Genomic DNA, 16,361 nt, shown 5'->3' on the forward strand with positions numbered 1-16,361 from the left:
TCACTTGGCGAAGTCGACGCGGGCGATCTTGCCGTCCGCGAGGGTGTAGATGGCGATTACCTCGAAGGTGTCGCCGCCGGGGCTGCGGACCACCTTCTCGTGGTCGATGACCGTGGACCCGCAGACCATGCGGCTCAGCAGCTCCACCTTGTTCTCGGGGAACTGCTTAAAGACGCCGTCGTACTTGGTGCGGTAGGCCGCGAGCCCCTGGGTGCCGACGGCGCCGTTCAGGTCGGAGACGACGACGTCGTCCGCGAAGAAGGCGCAATAGGCGTCCAGGTCCTGGGCGTTGTAGGCCTCGAGCTGCGCTTGGACGAGGTCGACGTTCGAAAGCTTGGCGACGGTCAACGGTCGATCTCCCCAAACACGATATCGATGGAGCCGAGGATGGCGGCGACATCGGCCAGCATGTGGCCGCGGTTCATCGCGTCCATCGCCTGCAGGTGCGGATATCCCGGCGCGCGGATCTTGCAGCGGTACGGCTTGTTGGTGCCGTCGCTGACCAGATAGACGCCGAACTCGCCCTTGGGCGCCTCGACGGCGGCGTAGATGTCGCCGGGCGGCGTGCGATAGCCCTCGGTGTAGAGCTTGAAGTGGTGGATGAGCGCCTCCATCGAGCGCTTCATCTCCCCACGCCGTGGCGGCGAGACCTTGTGGTCGTCGGAAAGCACCAGGCCCGGCGTCTTCTGCAGCCGCAGGCAGGCTTCCTTCATGATCTTCGTCGACTGCCGCATCTCTTCCATCCGGCAGAGGTAGCGGTCGTAGCAGTCGCCGTTGACGCCGAGCGGAATGTCGAACTCGAAGTCGTTGTAGCACTCGTAGGGCTGGCTGCGGCGCAGGTCCCAGGCCACGCCCGAACCGCGCACCATCACGCCGGAGAAGCCCCAGGCGAGCGCCTCTTCCTTGCTGACCACGCCGATGTCGACGTTGCGCTGCTTGAAGATGCGGTTGTCGGTGATCAGGCCTTCGATATCGTCCAGGATCCTCGGGAACTGGTCGCACCAGTCGGCGATATCCTGCACCAGCTCCGGCGGCAGGTCCTGGCGGACGCCGCCGACGCGGAAGTAGTTGGCGTGCAGGCGCGCGCCAGACGCGCGCTCGTAGAACACCATCAGCTTCTCGCGCTGCTCGAAGCCCCACAGCGGCGGGGTCAGCGCGCCGACGTCCATCGCCTGGGTGGTGACGTTGAGCAGGTGGTTCAGGATCCGGCCCATCTCCGAGTAGAGCACCCGGATCAGTTGGCCGCGGATCGGCACTTCGACGCCGATCATCCGCTCGATGGCGAGCACGAAGGCGTGCTCCTGGTTCATCGGCGCGACGTAGTCCAGCCGATCGAAGTACGGGATCGACTGCGCGTAGGGCCGCGCCTCCATCAGCTTCTCGGTGCCGCGGTGCAGCAGGCCGATGTGCGGATCGACCCGTTCGACCACTTCGCCGTCCAGCTCCAGCACCAGGCGCAGCACGCCGTGCGCCGCCGGGTGCTGCGGACCGAAGTTGATGTTGAACTTGCGGATCTTGGTCTCGCCGCCGGCGACGTTCGCGTCGACGGAAGCGGCAGGCGTGTTCGCGCCGGTCATGCCTTCTCACCCTTCTCGTCGCCCGGCAGCGGGCCGACGCCGCGCTCCATGCCTTCCCAGGGCGAGAGGAAGTCCCAGTTGCGCCACTCGACCGACTTCACCGGCTCATAGACGACCCGCTTCAGTTCGTCGTCGTAACGAACCTCCACATAGCCCGTCATCGGGAAGTCCTTGCGGAGCGGATGCCCGTGGAAGCCGTAGTCGGTGAGGATCCGGCGCAGGTCGGGGTGGCCGTCGAAGAAGACACCGTACATGTCGAACGCCTCGCGCTCGTACCAGTCGGCGTTGCCGTAGACCGGAGTGACCGAGGGCACCGCGGTGTCCTCGTCGGTCTGCAGCTTCACCCGGATGCGCAGGTTCCGGGTCAGCGACAGCAGGTGATAGACCACGTCGAAGCGCCGTTCGCGCTCCGGATAGTCCACGCCGCAGATGTCGATCAGCTGCTGGAAGCCCTCGGCGTCGCGCAGCAGGCGCATGGCCTCGACGATGCGCGGCAGCTGCGCGGTGACGCGCAGGTCGCCGAACGCCACCTCATAGGCGGTGAAGACGCCGGCGCTGTCGGCGACGAGACGCTGGCCGATCTGCTCCAGGTCGGCGTGGGAATGCGGCCAGCTCATCGCACGATCGTCCCGGTGCGGCGGATCTTCTTCTGCAACTGCAGGATTCCGTAGACCAGCGACTCGGCGGTCGGCGGGCAGCCGGGGACGTAGATGTCCACCGGCAGCACGCGGTCGCAGCCGCGCACAGTCGAATAGCTGAAATAGTAGTAGCCGCCGCCGTTGGCGCAGCTGCCCATGGAGATGACGTAGCGCGGCTCCGGCATCTGGTCGTAGACCTTGCGCAGCGCCGGGGCCATCTTGTTCACCAGCGTGCCGGCGACGATCATCACGTCGGACTGGCGCGGGCTGGCGCGCGGCGCGAAGCCAAAACGCTCCACGTCGTACCGCGGCATGGCCGCCTGGATCATCTCGACCGCGCAGCACGCCAGGCCGAACGTCATCCACATCAGCGAGCCAGTGCGCGCCCAGGTGATCAGGTCGTCGGCGGCGGCGGTGACGAAGCCCTTGTCCGCCAGCTGCTGCGAGACGCCGTCGAAATACGGGTCGTGCAGCTTGGGGTCATAGCCCTCCACCGAGGAGCGGCCGGCGGCGCCCGCAGGAACGATCAGTCCCATTCCAGGGCTCCCTTCTTCCATTCGTAGATGAAGCCCACCGTCAGCACCCCGAGGAACGCCATCATCGACCAGAAGGCGAACTGCGCCGTCTCCGGGGGCAGCTTCATCAGCGACACCGCCCAGGGGAACAGGAAGGCCACTTCCAGGTCGAAGATGATGAAGAGGATCGACACCAGATAGAACCGGATGTCGAACTTCATTCGGGCGTCGTCGAAGGCGTTGAAGCCGCACTCGTACGACGACAGCTTTTCAGGGTCCGGGGCCTTCGGCGCCAGAATGGCTGCGGCCAGGATGAAGGCGATACCCAGCGCCGCCGCGATCCCGATGAAGATCACGATGGGCAGGTACTGCAGAAGGAACGCGTTCATGGAGTCCTCGGAGGGAGTCGGCGCCCTTCTAGACCAGCCATACGGCTGATTCAAACGCGGCTTTGATGTCGGCGTTAGGTCAAATTGCGGCCGCGCGCCGGACACCCGCCCGGCGCCTCGTCACACAGCCTCCGTGGTCTCTGCAACAGAGCTGGCGGCCTGCTGGTTCCGGCCCGCGTTGAGCGCGTGCACATGCGAAGCAGTGTCGACGAAAGCAACGAATTCAGCTCGCAACCCGAGGCGATCTGCGTCCCGCCGCCTCCCGCTTCCAGCCAGGGATCCATGCTCACCGCTGACCGCGAGTCGCCGGGACGCGTCCGCCGCCGTCGCCGCTTGGACCGTACGAACGATCTGACAGGTCACCGCCGCGCCCGCTCCCCACGCACCTCGCCGAGCCAGACTATCCACAGATCCGAGGGGTGCGGCGCACTATGCCGTTGACACGATTCCGAGCGGGACGTATCAGGCCGCCCTCGCCGGGGCCAACGCGGTCCAGCAAGCGGGTGTAGCTCAGTTGGTTAGAGCGCCGGCCTGTCACGCCGGAGGTCGCGGGTTCGAGTCCCGTCACTCGCGCCATCTCTTCGATGGCCAAGATCCTTAATCCAGGCGAAGACGAAGTCCCGCACGCGGGTGTAGCTCAGTTGGTTAGAGCGCCGGCCTGTCACGCCGGAGGTCGCGGGTTCGAGTCCCGTCACTCGCGCCACTTTTTCGGTGGCCAATCGGAACTTCCATCCAGACCACTCCAGAACGAGACGGGCGGCTAGCTGCCGCCACTCTCGCGTTCTCTCTCCCTTCCGCTCGTTCCCGCGAAAGCGGGGATCCAGGCTTTTTCAGTTTGGGCGCCAAGGGCGACGTCGGCCACCGGACAACAAAACACCTGGGTCCCCGCTTTCGCGGGGATGACCGGTGGGTTGGCGATCTCAGCTCCGCAGCTCGATCTTGTAGATCCGCCAGCTCCGCTGCGCTTCGCTCGACCCCGGCACGTCGTTGACCCGGCGCAGGGTCGCCTTGCCCGACTCGTGGACCTCGGCCCCCGACTTCAGGCGGCCGTAGATGACGACCGGCACTTCGACATAGAGCGACCCCGCCGCGCCCTCGACCCGGCCCGGGGCGCCGATCTGCGCGTGATAGTCGGCGAAGCGGTCGAACTGGCGGGCGAAGGCCTCAGCGCTGGCCGCGCGGTCCGGCGAGCCGTCCGACCACAGCTTCCAGGCCTGCGCCTCGCGGCCGGATTCCAGCAGCGCGTAATAGCTCTGCACCACCTGGGCCGCCCCCTCTGCGCTGGAGGGCGCGATCGGCGCCTCCACCAGCGGGCGGCGATCATCGGGCAGGCCGCCCGGCGCGCCCGGCGACGGCGCCTGTGCCGGCACGTCCGTTCCCGCATGGCACAGCACGCCAGGATCGCTGGCGATGGTCTCGCCGTCCTTCAATCGGGAGAGCCGGCCCTCAGCCATGCCCTTGGTCCACCATTGCAGACCAAAGCCGATGTAGCGCGCGCCGCTGGCGGACGGCGCGATCCGCAGCGGATGGGCGCGGCCGTCGACGTCGACCACGGCGGTCGTGCTGTCGGGATAGCCGGCCTGCAGCGTGCGGCCGTCGTCGCAGCGATAGGTGCGCACGCCCGGGTCCGGATTCACCTGCGCAGCAGCGGCTGGCTTCCCGACGGATGGCGCGACCTGGGCGTTGGCGGGCGGCGCCCCGCGTTCGCAGGCGGCGAGCGTCAGGACGAGCACGAGACCGGCTTTGCGCATCAGTTCCCTTGTCTCCCCCGGGGCGGCATCTTGCCGGCTGTCCGTGTGCGAGGAAAGCCTCAGCCCGGAGCGCGCGCGCCACGCGGGAAGACCGGCTTGAAGGTCCGCGGCGCCCAGCCGAAGTCGCGGGCGGCCGGCTCGCCGTCGAAGGCCAGGTCCTGGTTCATCCGCTCGCCCATGGCCGCGGTCGCGCCCCGCAGCCGCGGTCCGGCGAGCCGGAAGGCCAGACGCCAGAGCCCGGTCGGCGCGCACAGCACCCGCGGCGTGCGGTCGAGCCCCAGGAAGATCCGCTCGACCATCTGCTTGTAGGTCAGGGTCTCGCCGCCCGGCAGGTCGTAGGCGCGCCCAGACGTGAGCGGCGAGGCCGCCGCGGCGAGCGCCGCCCAGGCGAGGTCCTCGGCGTGGACCGGCTGGCGTAAGCCACGGCCGCTGCCGGCGAGCGGCACGATCTTGAAGCGCTCGGCGAGCCGGGCCAGCCGGCTTACGTTGCCGTCCAGCCCCTCGGAATAGATCATCGTCGGCCGCAGGATCGTCCAGGCCACCCCGTTCGCCTCGCAGAACCGCCGCACCGTCGCCTCGGCCTCAGCCAGACGCGCCGCCACCGCGCGCTCTCCCCGGTCCGACGAGCGGGCCTTGCCGGTGACGCTGGTCGAGGAGAAGGCCAACAGCCGGGTGACGCCCGCAGCCTTCAGCGCCGGCAACGCGTCCGGCAGCAGCCAGATCGGGCACAGGCTGAACGCCGTCTCGGCGTAGGGAAGCTCGACGGCGGCCAGATCCTGCAGGTTCCCCTGGATCCAGCGCACCCCGCGCGGTTCGTCGACCGGCGCGCGGCTCAACGCCACCGTCACGGCGCGCAGATCGGCCAGTCGCGGCAGCACATAACGGCCGACCAGCGAGGTCGCGCCGAGCACCAGGACCGGCTCGCGGAGGCGATGCAAACTCATCGGCTTTCAGCTTGCCCTAAACGGCGGGCCTCGATCTATATGCCGCGGTGACGCTCCACAACATGACGCAGGGACCGGTCGGGTGAGCACGCCCCCCGATCAGAGCTATGCGGCGCTGACGCGCAACGACCCCAATCCGCTGAAACGGGCGGTGCAGGGCCGGAGGCTGGTCGATGCGCTGCGGCTCGCAGCCGATCTCGCGCCGGAACTCGTCGTCGATTACGGCGGCGGCGACGGCGCGCTCTGCCGTTCGGTCGCCGAGACCTGGCCGACAGCGCGCATCATCTGCTTCGAGCCGGCCCCGCAACTGGCCGAGCAGGCGCGCGCGCTGCTCGCGGACATCGCGCAAGCCGAGGTCGTCGAGACTGAACAGCTGCTGCCCGACGGCGCGGCCGATCTGCTGTTCTGCACCGAGGTCTTCGAGCACCTGCCGCCGCCCGAGACCGAGCGCGCGCTGAACGAGATCGCCCGAATCCTGAAGTCCGGCGGCCGTGCGCTCATCGGCGTGCCGGTCGAGATCGGCCCGCCGGCGCTGGCCAAGGGCCTGTTCCGGGCGGTGCGGCGCCCCGGCGACTTCGACGGCGCGCCGGGCGCGATCCTGCAGGCTTCGCTGTGTCGCCCGCCACGTCCTCGCCCGCAGGCCGAGATCAGCCCGGGCCGCGCCTACTATCCGCATCACACCGGCTTCGATCACCGTCCGCTGGTCCGCGCGGTCGCGGAGCGGTTCGTGCTGGAGAGGCGGATCGGCAGCCCCTTCCCCGCCCTGCCCGCCTGGCTGAACAGCGAGCTCTACCTGCGCGCCCGGCGCGCCTGAGGCGGGTGACTGAGGGAATGGTGGGCGGCACAGGGTTCGAACCTGTGACCCCCTGGGTGTAAACCAGGTGCTCTGACCAGCTGAGCTAGCCGCCCGCGGCAGCGTTCTAGCGGAATTCGCCGCCGCGGTCAGGCCTGTAAGGGCATGCAAACTTCGCGAATGTGCTTGTCCAACCGGCGATGCGCCGCGTTCTTGTCGTAGTCGCCGCGGCGCGCGCGCCGCCACTTCGCCAAGAGGGCGCTATGACCCAAGATCAAGCTTCCGACGATCTGTGGTTCCTCAACTCCCGCGTCCGGGTCAGGTCCCGCTCGGCGGCCGGCGAGCATCCGGCCAGCCTGATCGAGCATCGGATGGTCCGGGGCGATTCCCCGCCGCTGCACCTGCATCGCCGCGAAGACGAGGTCTTCCACATCCTCGAGGGCGAGGTTCTCTTTCAGGTCGGCGACCAGCTGATCACCGCCCGGACCGGCGACACTGTGGTGGGCCCGAAGGGCGTGCCCCACACCTTTCGCATCGAGAGCGATGAGGCGCGTCTGCTGACCTTCGACACCGCCGGCGATTTCGAAGGCATGATGCGTGAGGTCGCGCGCCCCGCGGGCGAAGGGCTGCCGCCGATGGCGGAACCCTCCCCCGCGGAGATCGAGGCGCTGGTCGCCGCCAGCGCGCGGCACAACATTGAGATCCTCGGCCCGCCGATGAGCGCGCGCTAGACCACGCCGAACGCCGCGAGCAGCACCCAGACCCCGATCATGGCAAAGATGGCCGCGGCGACGATGCGCACGACGTTCAGCGGGACGACCTTGGTCGCCGCCTCGCCGAGGAACACCGCCGGCACGTTGGCGATCATCATCCCCAGCGTGGTGCCGGCGGTGACCAGGACGACCTCGTGGAACCGCGCGGCCAGCAGCGAGGTGGCGATCTGGGTCTTGTCGCCGATCTCGACGAAGAAGAAGGCCACCAGCGTGGTCAGGAACACCCCGCCGCGCGAGCGGTCGGCCGCCCCCTCGTCTTCCTTGTCCGGGATCAGCGCCCAGCCGGCCATGGCGACGAAGGCGGCGCCGACCACGATCTGGAAGGTCCTGCCGCTCAGCCACTGGGCCACGAGATAGCCGAGGGTCGCGGCGACGGCGTGGTTGAGCACGGTCGCGGCCAGGATGCCGAGGATGATCGGCCAGGGTTTGCGGAACTTGGCCGCGAGCACGATGGCCAGCAGCTGGGTCTTGTCGCCGATCTCGGCGACGGCGACGACGCCCGTCGAGATCAGCAGGGGCTCGAAGATCATGAAGCTGGGTCTCTCCGGGCCTGGCGAACACACGACGACCCGGACCTCGCCGGCCCGTGGCGCGAGGTCTAGATCGTCGGTCTCGCCAATCCAGGTCCGTTCGGACCTGTCGCCGCGCCATGCCCCCGAAGGGGCAAGTTTGTTGACGCGGGCTTCGCTGTGTTGCGAACGGCTACTCCCCGAGATGGGGGCTGCTTAGCCGCGCCGGCGGCTCGGGACAAATGAAAAAGCGGCCGCCTGTGTATCGCCGCTTTCCAGCGGGCTCGCCTGCTCAGGCGTTGAGGGCGTTTTTCAGCGCCTCGCCCGCCCGGAATTTGCAGCTGCGGGTCGCCGGCCTGGCCACGGCCTCGCCGGTGCGCGGATTGCGCGCCGCCCCGGCCGGGCGCTTCACCGGCACGAAGCTGCCGAAGCCGACCAGCCGCACCTCGTCGCCGGCCTTCAGCGAATGCGCCACCGAGCTGATGAACGCCTCGAGCGCGTCCTTCGCCTGGGTCTTGTTGAGCCCCGCCCGGTCCGCGATCGCCGCGACCAGTTCCGCCTTCGTCATCTGCGTTCGTCTCCCACCGTCTTTATTATTTTTGGACGCGCAGGGAGCCGCCGACAGACGCCCCTCCGCCTGCCCGGGATTCCGCCTGCCCGGGATTATGTCCGAGGAACGACACACGTCAAACGAGAGCGGCGCGGGATTACTCCCGCGCCGCTCCGCTGACACACGATGTGAACCGGTGGCTTAGTGGGTGAGCACCGCTTCGGGTTCGCCATCCTCAGCCGCGACCGGCGCGGGCTGGTCCGCTTCCGACCATTCGATCGGCGTCGGTTGCCGCACCAGCGCCTTGGCCAGCACCTCGTCCATGGTCGAGACCGGAATGATCTCCAGCTCGTCCTTCACATTGGCCGGGATGTCCGCCAGATCCTTCTCGTTCTCGCTCGGGATCAGCACCGTCTTGACGCCTGAACGGAGCGCCGCGAGCAGCTTTTCCTTCAGGCCGCCGATGGCGGTGACCCGGCCGCGCAGGGTGACCTCGCCGGTCATGGCGATCTCCTTGCGGATCGGGATCCCGGTGAGCACCGAGACGATCGCCGTGGCCATCGCCGCGCCGGCGGACGGGCCGTCCTTCGGCGTGGCGCCGTCCGGCACGTGGATGTGGACGTCGGTCTTCTCGAACTGCGGCGGCTCGATGCCGAACTTCGTGGCCCGGCTGCGGACGTAAGAGTTCGCCGCCGAGATCGACTCCTTCATCACGTCCTTCAGGTTGCCGGTCACCGTCATGCGGCCCTTGCCCGGCATCTTGACCGCTTCGATGGTCAGGATGTCGCCGCCGAACTCGGTGTAGGCCAGGCCGGTAATGATCCCGACCTGATCCTCGGCGTCGGTCTCGCCGTAGCGGTACTTCCGCACGCCCGCGTACTTGGCCAGCCGCTCGTCGTCGATGGTGATCGAAGTCACCTTCTCGCGGGTCAGGTCACGCACCGTCTTCCGCGCCAGGTTGCCCAGTTCGCGCTCCAGCGAGCGGACCCCGGCCTCCCGCGTGTAGTAGCGGATCAGGTCGCGGATCGCGGGCTCCGGAACGACGAACTCCTCCGGCTTCAGCCCGTGGTCCTTGGTCAGCTTCGGCAGGACGTGGCGCTTGGCGATCTCCACCTTCTCATCCTCGGTGTAGCCGGGGATGCGGATGATCTCCATGCGGTCCAGCAGCGGCTGGGGCATGTTCAGGCTGTTGGCCGTGGTGACGAACATCACCGGCGACAGGTCGTAGTCGACCTCCAGATAGTGGTCGGCGAAGGTCGAGTTCTGCGACGGGTCGAGCACCTCCAGCAGCGCCGAGGACGGATCCCCGCGCCAGTCGGCGCCCATCTTGTCGATCTCGTCCAGCAGGAAGAAGGCGTTGGTCGTCTTGGCCTTCTTCATCGACTGGATGACCTTGCCGGGCATCGAGCCGATGTAGGTCCGCCGGTGGCCGCGGATCTCGGCCTCGTCGCGCACGCCGCCCAAGGCGACGCGCACGAACTCGCGGGCCGTGGCCTTGGCGATCGACTTGCCGAGCGAGGTCTTGCCGACGCCGGGCGGGCCGACCAGGCACAGGATCGGGCCCTTCAACGAGCCCACGCGGCTCTGCACCGCCAGGTACTCGAGGATCCGCTCCTTGACCTTATCCAGGCCGTAGTGGTCCTCGTTGAGGATGTCCTCGGCCTTCTGCAGGTCGATCGGCTTCTGCTTGGTCTTGCCCCACGGGATCGACAGCAGCCAGTCGAGGTAGTTCCGCACGACGGTGGATTCCGCCGACATCGGGCTCATGTTGCGCAGCTTCTTCAGCTCGGCCTCGGCCTTGGTCCGGGCCTCCTTGGAGAGCTTGGTCTTCTTGATGCGCTTCTCGAGCTCGATCAGCTCGTCGCGCGAGTCGTCCTGCTCGCCCAGCTCGCGCTGGATCGCCTTCATCTGCTCGTTCAGGTAGTACTCGCGCTGCGTCTTCTCCATCTGGCGCTTCACGCGGTTACGGATCTTCTTCTCCGTCTGCATGACGCTGATCTCGCCCTCCATCAGGGCGTAGACCTTCTCCAGGCGCTTCACGACGTTGAAGATCTCGAGCAGCTGCTGCTTCTCGGAAATCTTCACCGACAGATGCGACGCGATGCGGTCGGCCAGCTCGCCGGGGTTCTCGATCTGCGGGATCGCAGCCAGGGCCTCCGGTGGGACCTTCTTGTTCAGCTTCACATAGTTTTCGAACTGCTCGACGACCGCGCGGGACAGGGCCTCGGCCTCCGGCGAACCGGAACCGTCTTCCTGCACGTAGGCGATCTCGGCCTCGTAGTACTCGGTCTGCTCGGTGAACCGGGTCACGCCAGCGCGGGCGCGGCCTTCCACCAGGACCTTGACCGTCCCGTCCGGCAGCTTCAGCAGCTGCAGCACGGTCGCCACGACGCCCACGTCGTAGATGGCGGCCGGTGCGGGATCGTCGTCGTCCTTGTCCTTCTGAGTGGCGAGGAGGATCTCCTTGCCCTCATTGCGCATCGCTTCCTCGAGCGCGCGCACGGACTTTTCCCGGCCCACGAACAGCGGCACCGGCTGGTGCGGAAAGACCACGATGTCCCGCAGCGGCAGGATCGGCAGGATCTTTATCTCGGACATGATGCTTCAACTCCTTGCCGGCCCGTTTGGGTTTCAGGCTCGGCGTCCGGATCGTGGTCACTCAGACGATGCGCCTGAGTCGGACGACCCGTCCCGCCGTCGGTCGGCGGCTTGTTCTGGATTTATGTGGACGGTTTCGCTCGGGGTTCAAGCCGAGCCAGACATTTGCGCGACATACGGTAGCAGCGCGGCCACAATTGCAGCTGGACCACACAAAGCCGCGCCATTCGCGCAAGGATATGCCTTGTTCACTGGCCGTATGTGGGAGATGGGCGGCCGCGGCGCAAGTTCAGGGGCCCAGGACGGGGGCAGGATTTACCTTCGCCGCCCCGCCTCCCCTAAGCCGCCCCGCCCGCCGGTCCTGCCTCGGTCAGCCGACGATCCAGCCGGCCGGCAACGCGCTGAGCTGGACGTTCTGCAGCATCAGCCGATCGCCGTGGCCAAGGTCGATCACGGTGTCGGCCCCTTGCTGAGCCAGGGTGTAGATCGCGCCCGGCGAAGTGGAAGTGGTCAGCGCCGGCCCCGCCGCTCAAGGTGTCCTTCCCCAGGTCGCCGAACAGCCGGGCGGCTGCGTGCCGACGGTGAACGTTCCCGCGACCTTGAACATGCTCAGCCCCCAGCGATCCCTCAGCCGCGTCAAAAAACGCAACTTTGGATAGTGATGCAAGGGTGAAGCTCGGCGCGGCGGTCACCGCTCAGTTCGGCGGCCGTCCGCTTGAGGCATGCTGACGGCGGCGATGATCGCGGCGCCGAGCGCAGCGACAGCGGACACGACCAAGGCCGAACGGAAGCCCGCGAGGATGGCCGCGGCGTCCGAGCCGCCGAGCACAAAGCCGACCAGCGCGACCGCCAGCAGCCCCGCGACCCGGGCCACGGCGTTGTTGATGCCCGACGCCGCCCCTTCATACGCCGGCTCCACGGCGCCCAGCACCGCGTCGGTCAGCGGCGCCACGGCCAGGCCCAGCCCGACCGCCAGCACCGCCAGGCCGGGGAAAGGCCCCGTCCAGTAGTCGGCGATTCCGGCGCGCCAGGCCATCAGGGCGAAGCCCGCGCCGACCAGCACCGGTCCGCTCACCAGCAGCGCGCGCACGCCAAGCCGGCCGGTCAGCCGCCCGGCGAGCGGCGACAACACTGCGAGCCCGACCGACAACGGCAGCAGCGCCGCGCCGGCCTGCGCCGGCGAATAGTGGTGCGCCCGCAGCAGCAGGAAGGGCAGCAGGAACAGCGCGCCGCCGAACGCGCCATAGAGCAGCAGGGTGTAGGCGTTCAGGCCGGAGAAGGCGCGTGAGCGGAACAGCTCCAGCGGCATCATCGGGCTCTTGGCCCGCCGTTCGATCCACAGAAATCCGCCCAGCCCGACTGCGCCCAAGATGAGCGCGCCGGCCGCCGGCGGCGCAAACCCGGCCTTGGCTGCGGCGGTCAGGCTCCAGGTGATCAGCGCCAGACTGGCCGTGACGACGAGCGCCCCCCGCCAGTCGACCGGCCCCGGCCGGACCCCGCGGCTTTCCCGCGCACCGATGGCGACCAGGATCACGGCGAGCGCGGCCAGCGGCAGGTTGATCAGAAAGACCGCGCGCCAGGAGACCGCTTCGGTGAGCCAGCCGCCGAGCACCGGCCCCACCGCGCTCATCAGGCCGCTGGCGCCGGCCCAGATCCCCACCGCCTGGCCGCGCGCCCTGTCGTCGAAGGTGGCGCCGAGCAGCGCCAGGCTGGATGGGGTCAGCAGCGCCGCGCCGGCCCCCTGCGCCGCCCGGGCGGCGATCAGAACGTTGAGGTCGGGGGCCAGGCCGCATCCCAGCGAAGCCGCGGTGAACAGCGCCACGCCGATCAGGAACACCCGCTTGCGGCCGTAGCGGTCGGCCGCCGCGCCGCCGGCCAGGACCAGCGCGCCGAGCATCAACGCGTAGGCGTTCATGATCCACTGGGCGGCGGCCAGGTCGCCGCCGAGCTGCTGCTGCATCACCGGCAGCGTCAGGCTCACGGCGGAGCTGTCGATGAAGGCCAGGCTGGAGCCCAGCACCGTCCCGGCCAGCACCAGCCGCGGCTTCGGCGCCGGCCCCTCCCCCGAAACGACTGCGCCCGCGGCTCTTGCGAAGCCGCGGGCGCAGGGATCAGGAAGTCGGGCCATTCGGCCCGGAAGGCTTAGGCCGCGCCGCCTTTGTCACGGCGCTCGGCGTAGATCAGCAGCGGCTGCGAGCGGCCTTCGACCACCTCGGCGTTGACCACCACCTCTTCGACGCCGTCGTAGGTCGGCAGCTCGTACATGGTGTCGAGCAGGATGCCTTCGAGGATCGACCGCAGCCCGCGGGCCCCGGTCTTGCGCTGGATGGCCTTGCGGGCCACCGCGTTCAGCGCGTCCTCGGTGAAGGTCAGGCCGATGTTCTCCATGTCGAACAGGCGGACGTACTGCTTCACGAAGGCGTTCTTCGGCTCGGTGAGGATCTTCACCAGCGCCTTTTCATCGAGGTCGTCGAGCGTGGCGATCACCGGCAGACGGCCGATGAACTCCGGGATCAGCCCGAAGCGCAGCAGGTCGTCCGGCTCCACCTGGCGGAAGACCTCGCCGGTGCGCCGCTCGTCCGGATCCGACACCTTGGCGCCGAAGCCGATCGAGGTGCCCTGGCCGCGCGCGGAGATGATCTTCTCCAGCCCGGCGAAGGCCCCGCCGCAGATGAACAGGATGTTGGTCGTGTCGACCTGCAGGAATTCCTGCTGCGGATGCTTGCGCCCGCCCTGCGGCGGCACGGAGGCGACGGTGCCTTCCATGATCTTCAGCAGCGCCTGCTGGACGCCCTCGCCCGACACGTCGCGGGTGATCGACGGGTTGTCCGACTTGCGGCTGATCTTGTCGACTTCGTCGATGTAGACGATGCCGCGCTGCGCACGCTCGACGTTGTAGTCGGCCGCCTGCAGCAGCTTCAGGATGATGTTCTCGACGTCCTCGCCGACGTAGCCGGCTTCGGTCAACGTCGTGGCGTCGGCCACGGTGAACGGCACGTCGATGATCCGCGCCAGGGTCTGGGCGAGCAGCGTCTTGCCGGTCCCGGTCGGGCCGATCAGCAGGATGTTGGCCTTGCCCAGTTCGACGTCGTTGTTCTTCGTCGCGTGGTTGAGGCGCTTGTAGTGGTTGTGAACCGCGACCGAGAGAACCTTCTTCGCGTGATCTTGGCCGATGACGTAATCGTCCAGAACCTCACGGATTTCCTTGGGCGTCGGCACACCGTCCTTGGACTTCACGAAGGAGATTTTGTGCTCCTCGCGAATGATGTCCATGCACAGCTCGACGCACTCGTCGCAGATGAACACAGTCGGCCCCGCGATGAGCTTGCGGACCTCGTGCTGGCTCTTCCCGCAGAACGAGCAGTAGAGCGTGCTCTTCGAGTCTCCGCTGGCGGCCTTGGTCATGGTCGTCTCTCACTCTCTAGGCGACCGGGTCCGTACGAGCCCGGAGTTCGCCGCCCTTACGGGCGTCTGCGCCTCAATGCAGAATACGCGCCGCGGGTTGTCCAAGTCTTGACATTCCCCGATCCGCGTCGGGATCACAAGCCTTCGAACGCCGAAGCGACATTTGGCGGCGCGGCGCCGAAGGCTCGGGCGCCGGCTTCTACATGGGAATCCCATCGAAATGGAACAAGCCAACGGCTCTGGCCGGTCCCGTCGCGAGACAGAAGGCCGCGCGCCGAGCGACGGCCGCCCGATTGCGGCCTTCGATTTCGACGGCACCTTGACAGTTCGCGACAGTTTCACGGCCTTCCTGCGGTGGCGCGCGGGATCTGGCCGCTACGCGCTGGGGATGGCGAATCTCGGTTTCGCCGCCCTGCGTTATCTGATCGACAGAGACCGTGGCCGGATCAAGGCGGACGCGGCGCGCGAATTTCTCCGTGGGCTGGCGCGGGCCGAACTCGAGGCCGAGGCCCGCACCTTCGCCGCGGCGCACGCCGCCGCCCTGCTGCGGCCCGATGCGCTGGCGGTCTGGCGGGACTGGAAGGCCAAGGGCGCGCGTCTGGTCATCGTCACCGCCTCGCCGAGCGTCGTCGTCCGCCCCTTCGCCGAGATGCTCGAAGCCGACGAGCTGATCGGCACCGAGATGGCCTATGACGCCCAGGACCGGGTGACGGGCGCCTTTGCGACCCCCAATTGCCGCGGCCCTGAGAAGGTCGCGCGGCTGGAGGCCCGCTTTGGCGCGGGCCTTCGGCTGGCGGCGGCCTATGGCGACACCGCCGGCGACCGGGAGATGCTGACGATCGCCGACAGCCCCGGCTACCGTGTCTTCACCGCCCGGCCGGATTAACCGGCCGATCAGTCCAGGGCGCTGATCAGCGCCAGCAGGGCCAGCGTCAAGAGGATCACCGCCCCCACGGCGCCTGCGCCCCAAGCGATGAGTTTGATCAGGCTGAGATGCACGGCCCAGCGCGGCCAGGGACCGTGGACGACGCGGAATTCGGCGTCGGTCGTCGGCGGACGCTCAAAAGACATGCCGGCAATCTGGGCCCTGCCCCGCCCCACGGCAAGCGCGGCCCATCCGCGCAACGCCGGGAACAAGCGCGGCCTGGCGGGGTTGAAGCCCCCGGGACGAGCTAGACCATGGAGCGGCGCAGAACCCGCGCCTAGACCGCATGCCGCAATCCGAAGCCGCCGAATCACGACGGCCCCGAGAAACCGAGACGCCGCGCGACGGCGACGTCCCCGACCTCGCCCCCCCCATCCGCCTCGCTGGCGCTGCATCGTCTCGTGCACAGGCTTCACCTCGTGCCGCCGGAGTTCGGCCGCGCCGCGCCCGTCGACCTCTCTGATCCGCAGGCCGTGCGCGCAGAATGGCGGCGCTACTTCCGCCTCTGGGCGCGCCACGCCCCGGAAGAGATCTTCGCCCTCAAGATCGCCGCGGCGCTGCTGGCCACCGCCGCCGTCGCTGCGGCGCTCGGCGCCGCGCTGCTGACGTGACGCGGTCAGGATTTGGCCATCTATGTAAACCGGAGATTGGCCACGCGCCGTCGCGTTAACCATTGATTCACCGACGCGCCGGACTGTGACCCTGTCTTCCTTGAAGACACCCCACCATCACCGACTTTTTTCAGCCCGGCGCTCGCGCCGGGCTCTTTTTTCGTCCGTACGCGCCGCCCGCAAACGAGCCTGTGCATGAATTCGAAAAGTCTGCTCACCCCCGCTTGCAAGCCCCGAGGCCCTATCGTATAGCCCCGGCCCTCGACGGACGGCTCTGGTCCTCGGTAGCTCAGTTGGTAGAGCAGGCGGCTGTTAACCGCCGGGTCGCAGGTTCGAGTCCTGCCCGGGGAGCCATTCGTTGAGACAGCGCCCGCCCACGCGGC

Annotated in this window: 17 protein-coding genes and 4 tRNA genes; 7 read left to right on the plus strand and 14 right to left on the minus strand. The window is 68.3% G+C overall.

What is annotated here, in order from left to right:
• From ACSQ14_RS10245 to ACSQ14_RS10265, 5 genes are read right to left on the minus strand one after another with little or no spacing between them, the layout of a single operon-like run.
• Positions 1 to 348 (minus strand): nuclear transport factor 2 family protein, encoded by a 348-nt coding sequence (locus ACSQ14_RS10245; RefSeq protein WP_436012320.1) that lies wholly within the window; start codon positions 346 to 348, stop codon positions 1 to 3.
• Positions 345 to 1,577, minus strand: coding sequence for an NADH-quinone oxidoreductase subunit D (locus tag ACSQ14_RS10250; protein ID WP_436012322.1), 1,233 nt, complete (start codon positions 1,575 to 1,577; stop codon positions 345 to 347). The genes ACSQ14_RS10245 and ACSQ14_RS10250 overlap by 4 nt, the downstream gene beginning before the upstream one ends.
• Positions 1,574 to 2,194 carry an NADH-quinone oxidoreductase subunit C gene (locus ACSQ14_RS10255; RefSeq protein ID WP_436012324.1) on the minus strand — a complete coding sequence of 207 codons (621 nt, stop codon included), beginning with the start codon at positions 2,192 to 2,194 and terminating at the stop codon, positions 1,574 to 1,576. Before ACSQ14_RS10255 ends, ACSQ14_RS10250 begins: the two co-directional genes overlap by 4 nt.
• Entirely contained in the window at positions 2,191 to 2,772 is a 582-nt protein-coding gene (locus tag ACSQ14_RS10260) for a NuoB/complex I 20 kDa subunit family protein (RefSeq protein ID WP_436012326.1), read from the minus strand. The genes ACSQ14_RS10255 and ACSQ14_RS10260 overlap by 4 nt, the downstream gene beginning before the upstream one ends.
• Positions 2,742 to 3,119, minus strand: coding sequence for an NADH-quinone oxidoreductase subunit A (locus tag ACSQ14_RS10265; RefSeq protein ID WP_436012328.1), 378 nt, complete (start codon positions 3,117 to 3,119; stop codon positions 2,742 to 2,744). Before ACSQ14_RS10265 ends, ACSQ14_RS10260 begins: the two co-directional genes overlap by 31 nt.
• A 499-nt stretch (positions 3,120 to 3,618) precedes the next feature.
• Here ACSQ14_RS10265 and ACSQ14_RS10270 point away from each other — a divergent pair.
• Positions 3,619 to 3,695, plus strand: a tRNA-Asp gene (locus ACSQ14_RS10270).
• A gap of 50 nt (positions 3,696 to 3,745) precedes the next feature.
• A tRNA-Asp gene (locus ACSQ14_RS10275) sits at positions 3,746 to 3,822 on the plus strand.
• Positions 3,823 to 4,039: 217 nt separating this feature from the next.
• Here ACSQ14_RS10275 and ACSQ14_RS10280 read toward each other — a convergent pair.
• Entirely contained in the window at positions 4,040 to 4,870 is an 831-nt protein-coding gene (locus ACSQ14_RS10280; protein ID WP_436012330.1) for an MliC family protein, read from the minus strand.
• Between the two features lie 59 nt (positions 4,871 to 4,929).
• Complete coding sequence (locus ACSQ14_RS10285) at positions 4,930 to 5,814, minus strand: SDR family oxidoreductase (RefSeq protein WP_436012332.1); 885 nt, start codon at positions 5,812 to 5,814, stop codon at positions 4,930 to 4,932.
• An 82-nt stretch (positions 5,815 to 5,896) separates the two neighbouring features.
• Here ACSQ14_RS10285 and ACSQ14_RS10290 point away from each other — a divergent pair, with 82 nt between their 5' ends.
• The gene (locus ACSQ14_RS10290) at positions 5,897 to 6,628 is read left to right on the plus strand and encodes a class I SAM-dependent methyltransferase (RefSeq protein WP_436012334.1); all 732 of its coding nucleotides are present in this window, start codon (positions 5,897 to 5,899) and stop codon (positions 6,626 to 6,628) included.
• An 18-nt stretch (positions 6,629 to 6,646) separates the two neighbouring features.
• On the opposite strand, the gene ACSQ14_RS10295 is transcribed toward ACSQ14_RS10290, so the two are convergent.
• Positions 6,647 to 6,723 (minus strand) — tRNA-Val (locus ACSQ14_RS10295).
• Between the two features lie 147 nt (positions 6,724 to 6,870).
• Here ACSQ14_RS10295 and ACSQ14_RS10300 point away from each other — a divergent pair.
• Complete coding sequence (locus tag ACSQ14_RS10300; protein ID WP_436012336.1) at positions 6,871 to 7,338, plus strand: cupin domain-containing protein; 468 nt, start codon at positions 6,871 to 6,873, stop codon at positions 7,336 to 7,338.
• Here ACSQ14_RS10300 and ACSQ14_RS10305 read toward each other — a convergent pair.
• From ACSQ14_RS10305 to clpX, 5 genes are all read right to left on the minus strand, one after another.
• A complete protein-coding gene (locus ACSQ14_RS10305) occupies positions 7,335 to 7,910 on the minus strand; it encodes a TMEM165/GDT1 family protein (RefSeq protein WP_436012338.1) in 576 nt (191 codons plus the stop codon). The genes ACSQ14_RS10300 and ACSQ14_RS10305 overlap by 4 nt on opposite strands.
• A 271-nt stretch (positions 7,911 to 8,181) precedes the next feature.
• A complete protein-coding gene (locus tag ACSQ14_RS10310; protein WP_436012340.1) occupies positions 8,182 to 8,457 on the minus strand; it encodes an HU family DNA-binding protein in 276 nt (91 codons plus the stop codon).
• Positions 8,458 to 8,640: 183 nt separating this feature from the next.
• Positions 8,641 to 11,037: an endopeptidase La gene (gene lon, locus ACSQ14_RS10315; protein WP_436012342.1), complete on the minus strand. Its 2,397-nt coding sequence runs from the start codon at positions 11,035 to 11,037 to the stop codon at positions 8,641 to 8,643.
• 688 nt (positions 11,038 to 11,725) lie between these two features.
• A complete protein-coding gene (locus ACSQ14_RS10320) occupies positions 11,726 to 13,165 on the minus strand; it encodes an MFS transporter (RefSeq protein WP_436012344.1) in 1,440 nt (479 codons plus the stop codon).
• 14 nt (positions 13,166 to 13,179) lie between these two features.
• A complete protein-coding gene (gene clpX / locus ACSQ14_RS10325; RefSeq protein ID WP_436012346.1) occupies positions 13,180 to 14,442 on the minus strand; it encodes an ATP-dependent Clp protease ATP-binding subunit ClpX in 1,263 nt (420 codons plus the stop codon).
• Between the two features lie 163 nt (positions 14,443 to 14,605).
• On the opposite strand from clpX, the gene ACSQ14_RS10330 reads away from it, so the two are divergent.
• Positions 14,606 to 15,328, plus strand: a complete 723-nt coding sequence (locus ACSQ14_RS10330) for an HAD-IB family hydrolase (RefSeq protein WP_436012348.1) — start codon at positions 14,606 to 14,608, stop codon at positions 15,326 to 15,328.
• Positions 15,329 to 15,336: 8 nt separating this feature from the next.
• Here ACSQ14_RS10330 and ACSQ14_RS10335 read toward each other — a convergent pair whose 3' ends face one another.
• Positions 15,337 to 15,513 carry a hypothetical protein gene (locus ACSQ14_RS10335; protein ID WP_436012350.1) on the minus strand — a complete coding sequence of 59 codons (177 nt, stop codon included), beginning with the start codon at positions 15,511 to 15,513 and terminating at the stop codon, positions 15,337 to 15,339.
• 255 nt (positions 15,514 to 15,768) lie between these two features.
• Here ACSQ14_RS10335 and ACSQ14_RS10340 point away from each other — a divergent pair, with 255 nt between their 5' ends.
• Both ACSQ14_RS10340 and ACSQ14_RS10345 read left to right on the plus strand, forming a co-directional pair.
• Entirely contained in the window at positions 15,769 to 15,978 is a 210-nt protein-coding gene (locus ACSQ14_RS10340) for a hypothetical protein (protein ID WP_436012352.1), read from the plus strand.
• 278 nt (positions 15,979 to 16,256) lie between these two features.
• Positions 16,257 to 16,332 (plus strand) — tRNA-Asn (locus ACSQ14_RS10345).
• Positions 16,333 to 16,361 lie beyond the last annotated feature (29 nt).

Origin of the sequence: Phenylobacterium sp. LjRoot219 (assembly GCF_964252995.1) — a bacterium.
Lineage (GTDB): Bacteria > Pseudomonadota > Alphaproteobacteria > Caulobacterales > Caulobacteraceae > Phenylobacterium.

What these genes read in the sequence shown, in the direction of transcription:
- ACSQ14_RS10250 (WP_436012322.1), bottom strand. Translation starts at nt 1,577, where the DNA reads ATGACCGGCGCGAACACGCCTGCCGCTTCCGTCGACGCGAACGTCGCC.
- ACSQ14_RS10255 (WP_436012324.1), bottom strand. Translation starts at nt 2,194, where the DNA reads ATGAGCTGGCCGCATTCCCACGCCGACCTGGAGCAGATCGGCCAGCGT.
- ACSQ14_RS10260 (WP_436012326.1), bottom strand. Translation starts at nt 2,772, where the DNA reads ATGGAAGAAGGGAGCCCTGGAATGGGACTGATCGTTCCTGCGGGCGCC.
- ACSQ14_RS10265 (WP_436012328.1), bottom strand. Translation starts at nt 3,119, where the DNA reads ATGAACGCGTTCCTTCTGCAGTACCTGCCCATCGTGATCTTCATCGGG.
- ACSQ14_RS10280 (WP_436012330.1), bottom strand. Translation starts at nt 4,870, where the DNA reads ATGCGCAAAGCCGGTCTCGTGCTCGTCCTGACGCTCGCCGCCTGCGAA.
- ACSQ14_RS10285 (WP_436012332.1), bottom strand. Translation starts at nt 5,814, where the DNA reads ATGAGTTTGCATCGCCTCCGCGAGCCGGTCCTGGTGCTCGGCGCGACC.
- ACSQ14_RS10300 (WP_436012336.1), top strand. Translation starts at nt 6,871, where the DNA reads ATGACCCAAGATCAAGCTTCCGACGATCTGTGGTTCCTCAACTCCCGC.
- ACSQ14_RS10305 (WP_436012338.1), bottom strand. Translation starts at nt 7,910, where the DNA reads ATGATCTTCGAGCCCCTGCTGATCTCGACGGGCGTCGTCGCCGTCGCC.
- ACSQ14_RS10310 (WP_436012340.1), bottom strand. Translation starts at nt 8,457, where the DNA reads ATGACGAAGGCGGAACTGGTCGCGGCGATCGCGGACCGGGCGGGGCTC.
- lon (WP_436012342.1), bottom strand. Translation starts at nt 11,037, where the DNA reads ATGTCCGAGATAAAGATCCTGCCGATCCTGCCGCTGCGGGACATCGTG.
- ACSQ14_RS10320 (WP_436012344.1), bottom strand. Translation starts at nt 13,165, where the DNA reads ATGGCCCGACTTCCTGATCCCTGCGCCCGCGGCTTCGCAAGAGCCGCG.
- clpX (WP_436012346.1), bottom strand. Translation starts at nt 14,442, where the DNA reads ATGACCAAGGCCGCCAGCGGAGACTCGAAGAGCACGCTCTACTGCTCG.
- ACSQ14_RS10335 (WP_436012350.1), bottom strand. Translation starts at nt 15,513, where the DNA reads ATGTCTTTTGAGCGTCCGCCGACGACCGACGCCGAATTCCGCGTCGTC.